Source organism: Peribacillus sp. N1 (assembly GCF_054600815.1).
This window is the reverse complement of record NZ_BAAHZO010000004.1, coordinates 183,533-196,024: the sequence shown is the minus strand read 5'-3', so window position 1 is coordinate 196,024 and position 12,492 is coordinate 183,533. Positions and strand designations below refer to the sequence as shown.

At 39.2% G+C, this 12,492-nt stretch carries 16 protein-coding genes; 8 read left to right on the top strand and 8 right to left on the bottom strand.

Annotation, left to right across the window (positions count from 1 at the left end; all coding sequences use genetic code 11):
- Nucleotides 1-9: 9 nt before the first annotated feature.
- A complete protein-coding gene (locus tag ACYP5M_RS16795) occupies nt 10-252 on the top strand; it encodes a DUF2164 domain-containing protein (protein WP_063234700.1) in 243 nt (80 codons plus the stop codon).
- Nucleotides 253-292: 40 nt separating this feature from the next.
- Here ACYP5M_RS16795 and map read toward each other — a convergent pair whose 3' ends face one another.
- The 6 genes from map to ACYP5M_RS16765 form a co-directional block, all read right to left on the bottom strand.
- Entirely contained in the window at nt 293-1,039 is a 747-nt protein-coding gene (gene map / locus ACYP5M_RS16790) for a type I methionyl aminopeptidase (protein WP_101224883.1), read from the bottom strand.
- A 106-nt stretch (nt 1,040-1,145) separates the two neighbouring features.
- The gene (locus ACYP5M_RS16785; RefSeq protein ID WP_459735293.1) at nt 1,146-1,661 is read right to left on the bottom strand and encodes a type 1 glutamine amidotransferase domain-containing protein; all 516 of its coding nucleotides are present in this window, start codon (nt 1,659-1,661) and stop codon (nt 1,146-1,148) included.
- A 130-nt stretch (nt 1,662-1,791) separates the two neighbouring features.
- Entirely contained in the window at nt 1,792-2,067 is a 276-nt protein-coding gene (locus ACYP5M_RS16780) for a late competence development ComFB family protein (RefSeq protein WP_230177842.1), read from the bottom strand.
- 45 nt (nt 2,068-2,112) lie between these two features.
- Nucleotides 2,113-2,868, bottom strand: a complete 756-nt coding sequence (gene motB / locus ACYP5M_RS16775) for a flagellar motor protein MotB (RefSeq protein ID WP_101224884.1) — start codon at nt 2,866-2,868, stop codon at nt 2,113-2,115.
- Nucleotides 2,861-3,652 carry a flagellar motor stator protein MotA gene (motA, locus tag ACYP5M_RS16770; protein ID WP_101224885.1) on the bottom strand — a complete coding sequence of 264 codons (792 nt, stop codon included), beginning with the start codon at nt 3,650-3,652 and terminating at the stop codon, nt 2,861-2,863. The genes motB and motA overlap by 8 nt, the downstream gene beginning before the upstream one ends.
- A 349-nt stretch (nt 3,653-4,001) precedes the next feature.
- Entirely contained in the window at nt 4,002-5,099 is a 1,098-nt protein-coding gene (locus ACYP5M_RS16765) for an AbrB family transcriptional regulator (protein WP_434168431.1), read from the bottom strand.
- Between the two features lie 294 nt (nt 5,100-5,393).
- On the opposite strand from ACYP5M_RS16765, the gene mreBH reads away from it, so the two are divergent.
- The gene (mreBH, locus tag ACYP5M_RS16760) at nt 5,394-6,401 is read left to right on the top strand and encodes a rod-share determining protein MreBH (protein WP_459735292.1); all 1,008 of its coding nucleotides are present in this window, start codon (nt 5,394-5,396) and stop codon (nt 6,399-6,401) included.
- A 670-nt stretch (nt 6,402-7,071) separates the two neighbouring features.
- On the opposite strand, the gene ACYP5M_RS16755 is transcribed toward mreBH, so the two are convergent.
- Together ACYP5M_RS16755 and ACYP5M_RS16750 are read right to left on the bottom strand one after the other, a co-directional pair.
- Nucleotides 7,072-7,272: a hypothetical protein gene (locus ACYP5M_RS16755; protein WP_434168429.1), complete on the bottom strand. Its 201-nt coding sequence runs from the start codon at nt 7,270-7,272 to the stop codon at nt 7,072-7,074.
- A gap of 95 nt (nt 7,273-7,367) precedes the next feature.
- Complete coding sequence (locus ACYP5M_RS16750; protein ID WP_434168428.1) at nt 7,368-7,568, bottom strand: hypothetical protein; 201 nt, start codon at nt 7,566-7,568, stop codon at nt 7,368-7,370.
- Between the two features lie 465 nt (nt 7,569-8,033).
- On the opposite strand from ACYP5M_RS16750, the gene ACYP5M_RS16745 reads away from it, so the two are divergent.
- From ACYP5M_RS16745 to ACYP5M_RS16720, 6 genes are all read left to right on the top strand, one after another.
- Entirely contained in the window at nt 8,034-8,354 is a 321-nt protein-coding gene (locus ACYP5M_RS16745; RefSeq protein ID WP_434168427.1) for a hypothetical protein, read from the top strand.
- A 77-nt stretch (nt 8,355-8,431) separates the two neighbouring features.
- Nucleotides 8,432-9,004, top strand: coding sequence for a VanZ family protein (locus tag ACYP5M_RS16740; RefSeq protein WP_434168426.1), 573 nt, complete (start codon nt 8,432-8,434; stop codon nt 9,002-9,004).
- Nucleotides 9,005-9,581: 577 nt separating this feature from the next.
- Entirely contained in the window at nt 9,582-10,145 is a 564-nt protein-coding gene (locus ACYP5M_RS16735; RefSeq protein ID WP_101224891.1) for a tyrosine-type recombinase/integrase, read from the top strand.
- A gap of 52 nt (nt 10,146-10,197) precedes the next feature.
- Nucleotides 10,198-10,695 (top strand): cation:proton antiporter regulatory subunit, encoded by a 498-nt coding sequence (locus tag ACYP5M_RS16730; protein ID WP_101224892.1) that lies wholly within the window; start codon nt 10,198-10,200, stop codon nt 10,693-10,695.
- Nucleotides 10,696-10,701: 6 nt separating this feature from the next.
- Nucleotides 10,702-11,928 (top strand): cation:proton antiporter, encoded by a 1,227-nt coding sequence (locus ACYP5M_RS16725; RefSeq protein WP_230177854.1) that lies wholly within the window; start codon nt 10,702-10,704, stop codon nt 11,926-11,928.
- A gap of 107 nt (nt 11,929-12,035) precedes the next feature.
- Nucleotides 12,036-12,479 (top strand): hypothetical protein, encoded by a 444-nt coding sequence (locus ACYP5M_RS16720; RefSeq protein ID WP_434168425.1) that lies wholly within the window; start codon nt 12,036-12,038, stop codon nt 12,477-12,479.
- Nucleotides 12,480-12,492 lie beyond the last annotated feature (13 nt).

Sequence of the window (12,492 nt, the reverse complement as noted above, 5' to 3'; positions counted from 1 at the left end):
GAGGGCACAATGTTCATTCAATTTCCCATAGAAAAACGCCGCAAGATGATCGAAAGTATCCAAGAATATGTGTATCAGGAACATGGCAAGGAAATCGGAGAAATCGCTGCTGAAAATCACTTGCAGTTCATTTTCGAAAATATTGCTCCATTTATTTATAATGAAGGTATCAAAGATGCTAAAAAAGTCATTGAGGACAGATTAGGAAATATCGAAGAAGATTTGTATTCATTGGAACGGCCAATTGATTAAAATGAAAAACAGCATCATAATCGATGCTGTTTTTTCATTTTCATTGTTCGGTCAGAATAAGCGGACCGTTTTTCGTAATGGCAATCGTATGCTCATATTGAGCCGAGTATTTCCCATCTGCAGTGGATGCCGTCCACCCATTCGGATCCCGGCTTGCTTTATATGTACCTACGTTTACCATTGGCTCGATGGTGAATACCATGCCTTCCTTAAGACGCGGACCTTTATTCGGCAGTCCATAATGCGGAACCTGCGGCTCTTCATGAATGACACTTCCTATCCCGTGCCCAATGAAATCACGAACGACAGAGAAGCCTTCCGCCTCGACATATGTTTGTATGGCATGACCAATATCTCCAATTCGATTGCCTTCCACACATACTTCAATCGCCTTATATAAAGATTCCTTCGTCACATGAACCAAATGCTCGGTTTCCTTTGAAACCTTACCGACCGTATACGTCCAGGCTGAATCGGCAAGGGCCCCGTTATAATTGACGACCATATCAATCGTTACGATATCTCCATTTTTCAAAGGGGTCTTACGAGGGAAACCATGACAGATTTCTTCATTTATGCTGGCACATGTCGCATATTCATACCCTTTGTAACCCTTTTGTTCCGGCTTCGCACCATGTTTTTTTAAGAATCCTTCAACAAATTCTTCTATTTCCCATGTTGTCACCCCAGGAACAATCAACTTAGCAATCTCCCTATGACAAGCTGCCAAAATTTTACCCGATTCATGCATCGCTTGGATTTCACGTGCAGATTTTAATACGATCAATTGTGACACTTCCTTTTTTATTCGTCTCTCCTTTTATTTTACTGCAAAGATGAAAGTATATGAATCCTTTAAAATGAAAAATCCCGGCAGCTGCCGGGATTTTTCATTATTTCAATAGATTGAGCGATTCCCGGTTAAATGCCGGAAGATCTTCAGGTGTCCTGCTGGTTACAAGCTGGTTGCCGCAAACAACAACCTCCTTGTCCAAATATTTTGCACCTGCATATTCCATATCGACTTTAATGGATGTATATCCTGTTGCATGGCGTCCTTCAAGTGTTTTGGCTGTAATCAGCAACTGCGGTCCATGACAGATCGCAAATACAGGCTTCTTATCATCCATGAACGATTTGGCGAAAGATACGAAGCGTTCGTCAGCACGCAGCTGATCAGGCGAGAACCCACCGGGGATGAATAATGCATCGAAATTTTCCGGTTTCACTGAGTCGATGCTTTCATCAATCTCGACTTCTACCTCCCCTTGTTTCCCTTTAACAGTTTTCCCTTTTATCATTTCAATAGTCGTTACCGTATGGCCGGCTTCTTCAAATGCCTTTGCCGGTTCACTATACTCCGAGTCCTCAAACATATTCGTTACTACACATGCGATATTTTTACCCATAATAATTCATCTCCTCAATTTTTGATCGAATGAACATACTTTGCACTTTATTTATGTTCCCTCTGCCACCATAAATAAAACACATAATTAATGTAAGTGTTAAATTTCATTAGCCTATCCCCAAAGCAAATCAATGTTTAGGATACTGGCCAACAACGTGTATCGCATTGATGATTCTTTTATTGATCCATTTCCTGTTTTCTTCTGTATTCAAATTTCCAAATATCCTTTTCCGCCCTTCTTCCGTGGTTACATAGTAATTAGGCAGGTTATTCAATGATAATGTGATGATGTCATTTTTACATTTACCGCATGAACAAAATGTTTGGTATTCCATACCTGACATTAAAACCTGCACCCAAGTCACAACAATTTCTTCCATCACATTTGTATATTCTCTTTCCATATAATCTCCTTAAAAAAGAAAAACCCGTCCATTTCTGACAGGTTTTCACTCATTTATCGCTGTCCGTGGAACAATTAGGATTTCAACTCTCCGGTTTTTCGCCCTTCCTTTTTTCGTTTCATTGGAAGCAACCGGCTTGAATTCCCCATGACCTTTAGCGCTGAACATTTCGGGATCCAACTCTTTATTTTCGAGGAGAAGCTTCATAAAATTCACAGATCGCATCACGCTCAGATCCCAGTTGGATTCATACTGGTAATTCTTTATAGGAATATTATCTGTATGTCCGCTTACGATAATGTTTCTGGGTAAATCCATGATTAGTAGATCTGAGATTTCCTTAGCGATTTTTCGGTTTTCACTTCTCACCTCAGCCACACCCGATTCGAACAGCACGTTTTCCCTAATTGAAATCAACATGCCTTCATCCGTTAGGTTCGTTCCCAATTTATTCGTTAAATCATTCTTTTGGATGTAGGCATTTACACGCTCCTGAACTTCCGTAAGTTCTTCTTGCTCGTTTTTCCCTAGCTTCTCAAGATCTTCCGCACCTGTTCTTTGTTCTGGTGACGTTGGCTCATTGCTGGGGGAATCACTTGGAAAATCCATAAAACCCGTTCCGCTTGTAAAAACCTGGTTAAATACATTGGACAACTGCTGGAACCTTACTGCATCAACCGAACTTGAAGCGAACAAGACGATAAAAAGCGCGAGAAGCAATGTTAAGATATCGGCGTAGGGAACCAGCCATGATTCATCGATATGCTCTTCATGCCTTTGTTTCTTTTTGCGCCTAGCCATCTTCTCTCACATCGCCTTCTAACCACTTTTTACGATCTCCAGCAGGCAAATATGATGTTAATTTCTGTTCAATCGTTCGCGGCGCTTCCCCTTCGATGATCGATAAAATACCTTCTATCATCATTTCTTTGATTCGAACTTCCTGCTGCGACTTCCGTTTTAGCTTATTGGCAAATGGATGCCATAAAACATACCCCGTATAAATACCCATCAAGGTTGCGACGAACGCGGCAGATATGGCATGTCCCAAAGCCTCCGTGTCGGCCATATTACCCAATGCAGCTATCAGCCCGATTACCGCACCCAATACACCCAGCGTCGGTGCGTATGTACCGGCTTGACTAAAAATCGCTGCCGCGCTTAGATGACGTTCTTCCATCGCATCTATTTCCTCTGCTAAAATATCACGAATATAATCGGCACTTTGACCTTCGACTGCAAGATTCAAGCCATTTTTCAAAAAAGTATTATCCACCTGATCCGAAATGCTTTCCAATGCCAATAAGCCTTCTTTCCTGGCAATGACCGCCCATTCAGAAAAGGTTTTTATTAAATCTTCAGGCTTTGTCAATTTTTGTTCAAAGAATAAAATCTTGAATATTTTTGGTAGTCTTTTTAATTCCGACAAAGGGAAAGCCGTTACGACAGCAGCTATCGTCCCTACAATAATGATCAAAATAGCCGCCGGGTTTATCAGCGCCGTTACACTAACGCCTTTCAACACCATTCCGACCAAGATGGCCACGATACCCAGAACTACGCCCAAAACTGATGTTATATCCATAATACTCACCCATTCATTTAAAGTCTCGTCTCCTCCTTATATCGGATGAAGTTCAAAAAAAGTGAGGATTATTTTACTATTCGATTTCAATTTTCACTAAATCATCACAAAATCTACCAACTTTATTGCCTTGATGAGCTTAACCAACAGCACATTTCAATATTTTGGGTACAATATCCTTTCAGAGCGGAATTACCAGCCTGTTTTGTACGAAATTATCTCAATACGTCTGGAATATGGGCATCTACTCGTGAGTTTTGGCTGTTTCTACTCGTGAATTTTGGCTGTTTACTCGTGAGTTCAGCATTTTACTCGTGAATTCCGCTTAACGCAAAAAGGACAAAGCCTGTCAGCTTTGTCCCTGTTTTTGTTTCCCGAGGTTTCTTCCGGCCAGCCATTTTATGATGGGTGACAGAAAAAATAAAATGAATAAGATCCTGAATAAATGAAAGCTTGTGACAACGGATAAATCCACATGCACCGACATGGCTGTGACTGCCATTTCGGCGACACCGCCTGGCGCCATGCTCAAAAATAATTCGTTCGCCTGTAAAGATAGGATTGGGGCAAACTGAATGGAAAGATAATAGCAAAATCCAATCAATAGGACATTACTGACGAATACGGCCCCGAACATCTTTCTGAAAAGTCGGGGGTTATCAACCTTCAGTGTGTAGCCTAAATGTGCGCCGATCAACAATTGCGATAAGTTCAACCAAAAGTCAGGAATCTGCGGTGCACCTGGGCCTGCTAAATTGAATAGTGCTGCGGCCATGAGAGGTCCTAGCAAAAAAGGTAGCGGAAAATTGGCTTTCTTTGTGATGAAGATGAATATCAGCAATGTTACCAACATCATGATCGCTAATTTCCCATCATATTCAAATAAGAAAAACGGCCGCTCCGATACGGCCATTACCGCACCTGATTCAACTGACATTACATGGGTCACAATCCAAGGAACAATGGATATCACAAGGATGACCCGCAGTGTTTGCATGAATCCTACAACCGTTTCATCACTATCCTTCATTTCCTCACTTAAGACCACCATCTGGGAAAGGCCTCCCGGAAAACTGCCAAGCATCGATGTGCTCAAGGATAAGTTCATTCGCTTTCCGACAAACCATCCAGTCAACACAGTAAATGAAATGATTGCAATTGTCGTAAAAAGCATAACAGGCAGATATTCAATCATCTCATTTAGCGATTGTTTCGTGAATGAACTGCCCAGTTGCAAACCTAGAATGACCAATCCAGTACTTCTAAAGGTTTTAGACCAATACAAGTACTTCCTTAACTTCACTTTAGCAATCATCACGACGAATAATGGTCCAAGCATCCATGGCAGGTATACTCCAAGGCTATCAAACGCATAACCACCCAGGAAAGCTAGAAAAGCTGTAAAGATGACTCTAAAACTCTTACTCTTGATTAAATTTACACTCACAAAATTACCTTCTTTATATAAGCGGATTTTCATCTTTATCTTAACATAAAATAGGCGGATTCAAAGCTGCCTCCACGTTTGTTTTCAACATTCCATTGTCAGGATGCCAATTGGACATTTGCCGTTCTTGGGGCGCCTCCCTCACCAGTGCATTTTTATATTTCATCATGTTTTCGCTCTATGAAAGGAACAGCACGGGACTTCCACTATTTACTAGATTTCCCACCCCCACAAATTCGCTATAAAAGGTAGAATGAGTATATAGGGGTCAAACTCTTATGGAGGGGTGACTAGATGTTATCAAATACAGAAATAGGCATTGACTTAGGAACTGCAAATACGCTAGTTTACAGTAAAAATAAAGGAATCGTATTTAATGAGCCATCTGTGGTGGCCATTGATATAGAGACTAATAAAGTATTGGCAGTCGGTGTGGATGCAAAAAACATGATCGGAAAAACACCTGGAAATATTGTGGCAATCCGTCCGCTTAAGGATGGTGTCATTGCGGACTTTGATGTGACCGCGCAAATGCTTCGGGAAATCATGAAAAAAGCAAGTAAGGCCCTAGGATTATCGATTCGCAAACCTAGTGTAGTGGTCTGCACACCATCAGGTTCCACATCAGTTGAGAGAAGGGCCATTCAGGATGCAGTCAAAAGCTGCGGAGCGAAACAGGTCCACCTTATCGAGGAACCAGTAGCAGCAGCAATAGGTGCGGGCTTGCCTGTCGAAGAGCCAGTTGCCAATGTCATCGTTGATATCGGTGGCGGAACGACTGAGGTCGCAATCATTTCTTATGGCGGCGTCGTTTCTTGCAATTCAATCAGAATTGGCGGAGATCAATTGGATGAAGATATCAGCCAGTATGTCAGAAAAAAACATAATGTGCTGATTGGGGAAAGAACAGCCGAGGAAATAAAAAAAGAAATCGGCTACGCACTCGTTGAACATTCCGTGATCACCATGGAAGTCAGGGGCCGCGATCTTGTAACGGGCCTTCCAAAGCCGATTACAATATCATCCACTGACATCCAGGAAGCCATCCAGGAATCGCTTCTTCATATACTGGAAGCAATCAGGGCCACTTTGGAAGATTGTCCTCCTGAATTGAGCGGGGATATCGTCGATCAAGGTGTCATCTTATCCGGCGGGGGTGCACTTCTCAACGGGGTACAAGAATGGCTGACGAATGAAATCGTCGTCCCAGTCAAACTTGCAGATAACCCGCTTGAATCAGTTGCCATCGGAACTGGGCTTTCACTTGAGGTCATTCACAAATTACAAAAAGCCGTATACTAGAAATAAATGGCTGTCTTTGAACTGCACCCCAATTGTTAGACAACATCTAACAATTGGAGGTGCAGTTTTTTTTCCTAAATATACGATAGACCAAAAATCAAACGCAGTTTTAGATTACTTAGAAGGAAAAAAAACAAGAAAGACATCAGGTTTATCCCCTCTGAAAGTATGGGTCGCTATCTAAAACATGGAATGGAAGGACTGGTTTCATCCTATACAAAATTACACTTGATGCGAGCACCTTAGTTACGTAATTCTAAGGTGATACGCCTATCCCCATAGCGCCGTCCTCCAGCAACCTTTTTTGCGTATCCAATACAAAGAAAAAAGACCTCAACATTTAAGTTGAGAACCTTTCATGCTTTGTAAAGGTATATAGGATTCACCCTTATTTTATTATCAAGGAAAACTCCCATTTGTTAATCTTCCAATTCTCGAATTCTTAAGCCTTCAATATCCTTAATCCTAGAAGCTACGGTATCATTTTCAGGATAAATAAAGCATTGTTTTTCATGCGAAGAAGTAGCCAAACCAAAACTTTCCTTGTTTAAAAAAATGACAAATCTTCAGGTAAATTTGGCATTTCCCACTCATAAAGCGATTTATCAATCTTATAATTTTCTTTGCATTCTCGTCAGCGTGAAAATAATAAACATTTGCTGTTTGATCATCACCAAGAGGTACTAGCCCATGTTGACTCGCATCTCAATTCTATTAATGATGCTTTTAACTTATTTATTATTTCTTCTAACCCTCGTATCGAACCCATATCGTTTCTAACAACTAGATGAAATTCATCACACACATCAAAGCATAAATCAAGCAGTTCTAAATATACTCGATTTTTTGGATTTCTTTCAATGCCTAACATCTTATCCCTCCCTTCGTCATCAATTACTTTTACACCGTTTACTTCTACTAAAGGATTGATTCCTTGCACCGTTTCTTCTTTTTCCTTTGCGGCAATTATGCTTGCAATTGGAGTTCCATGACCATATAAATCTTTTGTATAATTTTTTTATTAATTACGTCATATTTAACAACAATTTGTCCATTTAATGCAGGTTGCTGATCATTAATAACGCTGTCTAAAATTGCGACTTTTTTAGGCTTATCATAAATACTGATATTAGACACATAGCCCAGATTTCTAACACTCAACATCATTAAATTTCACCTTAATTTCTTTACTACCAAAATTGTATGCTGATAAATAACATAGTGATTATGTAAAAGATTGTTTTTTCATGGTTATACCTCAACTCGATAAACTTGATTTATCTGCGTTACAACCACTTCCTTTAATACATCTGTTGTTCATTAACTTACAATCATTATTCACCATGAACTTTAAAATAAAATTAAATATTCAAACATCATTTCACCATTTATTTCTTTATACTATTTTTCTTTTCTGAAACAGAACACTTCAAAATTGAGACGTAAATTGTGGATATTTACGATACTATAGTCCTTGTTAACAAATAGGTAATATGTGGTCACATATAAAAAAACTGAAAGGGTGTAATTATTGAAAACTAAATTATTTTCAGTTTCAGTGATATGTATATTATCAATTATAATAGCAATGCCCTCTTTTGCTTTTGCAGCAACTAACCTTATAGCTTTACAATGAATCTTCGTATAGTTGATGGAAGTAAAAACGGTCAATATTTTAAATTAAATAAAGGAACTGCAAAATTAAGTGGTACACATTATCAATATAGCTCTGACACTAGCCCTGTAGGTCCTAACCCCATAACTTATCAATTATGGAATAAGACCTCAGGTAACAGTTTTGGTACAATAAAAGCTACACCTAATAAAAATGGTACTTCTTCTAGTGTGTCAGGTAGCTATTCTGGTCTAGGTGGGGGTACTAAGTATTATTTGCAAATTTTTAGAGTTGATGACGGTAGAAATATAAAAGGTTCAGGAAAAATATCAAATTAAACAACTGGAAAGAGCTTATAATTCTTTATAAGTTCTTTCTTTATTAAGATAATATTTTTACGATAGGAGTCTCTAAAATGGTTTATCATTTCAGCGGTTGGATTCTTTACAGTTTTATAATTTTATATATCATTTTGGCACTAATACTAAAATTAAGTTTCAAAAAAAGTTATACCTATCTTTTATTCTATACAATTATGTATGTTTATTTATGTAATGTTATAAACCTCACTCAATTTCCCATTTATGTAGATGATGATCAAAGAGAAGCGTTTGGGGGGCAAAATGTTTGGAGAGAAATGAATTTAATCCCATTTAAATATGAATTTACCAAATTGAGCTTTTTTAATATTTTAATGACTGTCCCACTAGGCTTTGGATTACCCTTCTTATTTAGAGCCTCATTTAAGAAAATTTTAATAGCTGGTGTATTAACTGGAATAGTTCTCGAATCAGGTCAACTACTAACAGCTTTATATGCAGGATATACTTTTAGATTTGTTGATATTGATGATGTAATCTTTAATATATCAGGGACATTATTAGGATACTTCATTTTATTTAAGTTATTTAAATTAATGTTTCATATCCTTGTGAGAAAGTGGCATATAAAGTTTAATTCCATAGTTAAACATATCAATAATACATAATAACGATTTATCCTGTGAAAAACGCCATTTCAAATCGTTATCCGACTACACAGACACGGGTATGATGAAGCATCATCAGCGGGTCTCTATTTGGCATGAGAATTCAAGGAGCAACAGCCATTTTCGCAGTCAACCTCAAACGAATTTTCACGAAAATCAAAGCAGAAAAGTAACTAAATATGAAAGAAATAGATCACTTCCTGTTCATTATCGTACAGGAAGTGATCTATTTTTGTTAAAAAAACAATAACTCATTTAAAACCTTTAGTTTTTCAGCAGCCTCGCTGAAAGCCGATGCGGCTCCCGTACCGCCTCTGGAAAGCTTAGTGCCTCTCGTTACAACCACGCCCACATTGTACAAGCCATAAAAAAATGTAGACAAACCCCTTTTTGCTTTTAAAAGAAACTGATATATTTTCACTTGATTGTGTAGAGAATAAGAAAAGGCTTTTTTTGGTTCAACAGTACTTTGCTTTTTGGAGAAGCCTTAATAGGACTTAATAGGACTTAACGCATGCAATGTTACATAACTTGTGTTATAATATAATTATGTTACATTGGTAAGAGGAGAAGATCTATGGAATATGTAGAAGCCTTTAAGGATATCAATCAAATCAGCAAAATAAAAACATACTTACGCTCTCACTCCAGTCGGGATTATTTATTGTTTGTACTCGGCATCAATACAGGTATGAAGATAAATGAAATGCTCGAAATCACCGTCGCCAGCGTTCTGGATGAAACTGGAAAAATAAAGGAGTTCTATGAGCAGCGTACGGAAAATGACGAAGTAAACCAAATTTATTTGAACCTGAAAGTCCGTACCGCCTTACAAGAATACCTTAAAGGCTCAAAGGTTATCGAAGGTCAATTTTTATTTCTTTCCCCTAAGACAAAAAAGCCGATCACACGTCAACAGGCTCACCGAATCATACATGATGCTGTGGAAGGTGCAGGGCTGACAGGCAAATTCGGAGCAAGTTCGATGCGTAAAACTTTTGGCTACCATGCCTATAAACAAGGAGTGTCACTGGCATTGATACAGAAGCATTACCATCATTCCAGTCCATCGGAGACATTAAAATACATCGGCATATCGAAGGAGAAGAAATTCAAGACGAATATTGACGTTAACTTATAAACATTCTGCTATCTTCTATTAACTCTAACCAACATTTTAAGGAGGAATTCCAGTGAGAATTAGAGAAAGTGAACTTCCTGGTATTGGCCAAAAATTTGAAATCATAACAAGAAATGATGAAAAGTTAGTAATCGTCATTCATGATGACGGCCGTCGGGAATTATACCATTTTGATAATGAACATGAGGACGTCATATCGAGCATCACCCTTAACGATCAGGAATCACGGCAAATGGCTTCCATCATAGGCGGCATGGTTTATAAACCGCAAGCACTTGAAACGATTGAAATGTCATTGGGTGACTTGGTGATTGAATGGTTCAAAGTCGAACCAGGTTCAAAGGCCATCAATCAAACGATCGGTGCGATTGATATCAGGAGCAATTATAACGTGACCGTCATCGCCCATTCTAAAAAAGGAAAAAAACAACTGAATAATCCTGGTCCTGACTCCATCATCGAAACAGGCGACACCCTTGTGATATCCGGTGAAAGAAAAGATATCCGAAACCTCACAAGAGAATTATTGACCGACGAAAGGAGTGACTAAGCTCATATGGACCATTTAGTCTTTGAAGTGGGAACTGCCCTACTTCTAGTGGCATTAGCCGCTCTCGTAGCAGGTAAATTCAAAATATCGAATGTTCCACTATTAATTATCATCGGGATGCTCGTTGGCCCCCATGCCCCGCACTTCGGATTAATTGACCTGCGTTTCATCGAAAGCGATGAAATCATAGCATTCCTCGGTCGGGTCGGTATTTTATTCCTTCTGTTTTACCTAGGGCTTGAATTTTCCGTCAAAAAGCTCATGAAATCCGGAAAAAATATCGTGACAGGCGGAACCTATTACATTTTAATCAACGTGGGAATGGCCTTGCTTTACGGTTTCCTGCTCGGTCTTCCATTGAAAGAGGTTCTGATATTAACCGGGATCATCAGTTTTTCTTCAAGTGCCATTGTGGCAAAGGTGCTTGTGGACCTTAAAAGGACCGGTAACAATGAAACGGAGCTAATCCTTGGCATCATCATGTTTGAAGATATCTTCCTCGCTGTTTATTTATCAGTCGTATCCGGATTGGTATTAAGCTCTTCTGGTTCCGTTTGGGGAACATTACTTTCTACATTTATCGCGATTGGGTATATGCTGATATTTTTCGTTATCGCCCGGAAAGCATCTGGGGTCCTTAACAAATTATTCAATATATCCTCCGATGAGATTTTTATCATCGTCGTGTTCGCATTACTATTCTTCATTGCCGGTTTCTCGGAAACAATTCATGTTGCGGAAGCCATTGGTGCATTACTGCTCGGCCTAGTCTTTTCTGAAACTGAACATAGCGACAGAATCGAGAAACTTGTCATTCCCTTTCGAGACTTCTTCGGGGCCATATTTTTCTTCAGCTTTGGCTTGAGTATCGATCCGACTACCCTTGGCGGAGCTGTCTGGATGGTTCTTGGTGCCGTCATCATCACCATAATCGGTAACTTTGCAGCTGGTATGATTGCCGGACGCAAATCCGGTTTATCTCACAGAGCTTCCGCAAACATCGGTTTAACGATCGTTTCACGCGGCGAATTCTCCATCATTTTAGCCAACTTAGGCATTGCCGGCGGTTTAATGCCTATACTAACCCCGTTTGCGGCACTTTATGTTTTAACCTTAGCGATTCTTGGGCCGATCCTTACCAAAGAATCCAAACACATCTATAATATCCTAAATAAAGTATTCAAATGGACCTCTCCGAAGGTTCAGAAGGAACAGGGAAAAGAAGTGCAATAGAGAAAAACGGCCAGACCGCAATGTCTGGCCGTTTTTGTGTTTACCTTTTATAATCCCATTCCATAATTTACCTGATGATAATATACTTGAAAAAGGGGGCATAAATCATGAATCTTTCTTTAAAAAGAGCCATTAGTTATTTAACATACCTAGTAGTAGTGTTGGGCGTATTATTCATAGGCTTGAAATATGAACAGCACCTATTTACAGTTAGTCGCGAAACTTACGAGATTAAGGGATACTTGCTGTACGAATCTTCACTCCCAGTTTTCCTAGGCATGATACTTGCCATTCCCCGACTTCTGCAAAACTTTTCAAAAAAAGGGCATTGGAAAGTGAATTGGCTAAGGTTGGTCATCCTTGGCTTGCCCTTTCTTTACCTATCCATCATTCCGATTTTGTACTTTACTGGAGCATTTAAACTTGATTTGCCTCTCTCCAAATTTGTTTTTGGTTATTTCGGAGCTAATGGTTCAACCATGTTACTTTCGATCACCGGAGTAGTTGCAGGCTATATCCTTGTCACAAGCTTCTACAAGCTCGCGGAATAGAAATGAAAGGAAA